This is a genomic window from Aurantimonas sp. C2-5-R2 (genome assembly GCF_036549495.1).
GTDB lineage: Bacteria > Pseudomonadota > Alphaproteobacteria > Rhizobiales > Rhizobiaceae > Aurantimonas > Aurantimonas coralicida_A.
The window spans coordinates 1-783 of record NZ_JAZHLJ010000260.1 but is presented as its reverse complement, the minus strand read 5'-3'; the positions used below and the strand labels follow the sequence as shown (position 1 = coordinate 783).

Below are 783 nucleotides of genomic sequence, written 5' to 3'. Positions count from 1 at the left end.
GAGCGCCCAGCCGGAGACATCGGCGGTAATGTCGGCCGCCTGCTTCGGGATCAGGCCGAAGGAGTTGAGCGCGGCCAGCGCCAGAAAGCCGAGCACGAAGCCGGGGATCAGCGGCGGCCGCTTGCCGGCCTCGGCCTCGCTCTTGTGGGTGGCGCGGAACACCAGCGTGAACACCAGCACTACCGGCGCCAGCATGGTGACGCGGATCAGCTTGACCAGGGTCGCGGTCTCGCCGGCTTCCTCGGAAACCGAAAAGCCGGCGCCGACGACCTGGGCGACGTCGTGGATGGTGCCGCCGAGAAACACCCCGATGGCCTGGTCCTTCAACCCGAAGATCGGGATCAGCAGCGGATAGACGATCATCGCCACGGTGCTGAGCACGGTGACGCTGAGCACGGTGAAGATCAGGTTGCGCTCGGAGTACTGGTTCTTCGGCAGGACGGCGGCGATCGCCATGGCCGCCGAGGCGCCGCAGATCGCCACCGAGCCGCCGGTCAAGAGCGCCAGCCGCCAGCCACGGCCGAGCAGCTTCGCCGCGGCGAAGCCGAAGACGATGGTGGCGACGACGCCGGCGACCAGCAGCGCGATCAGGCCGGGGCCGAGGCCGATCAACAGGGCGACGGAGATGCGCACGCCGAGGAGCGCGACGCCGATGCGCAGGATCGTCCTGGCGGTGAAGTTGATGCCGGCGGCGCATTTGCCTTCCTCGGTGAGGAAGTTCAGGGCGATGCCCAGCAGCAGCGCCATCAGCATGGCCGGCGCGCCGTAATGTTCGGACAGGAA

The 783-nt window shown here is 68.5% G+C and carries 1 protein-coding gene; it reads right to left on the bottom strand.

The window, feature by feature from the left end; genetic code table 11:
* Positions 1–783 (bottom strand): YeiH family protein (locus VQ044_RS25400; RefSeq protein WP_327650460.1); only part of this gene is annotated, 783 nt, incomplete at both ends.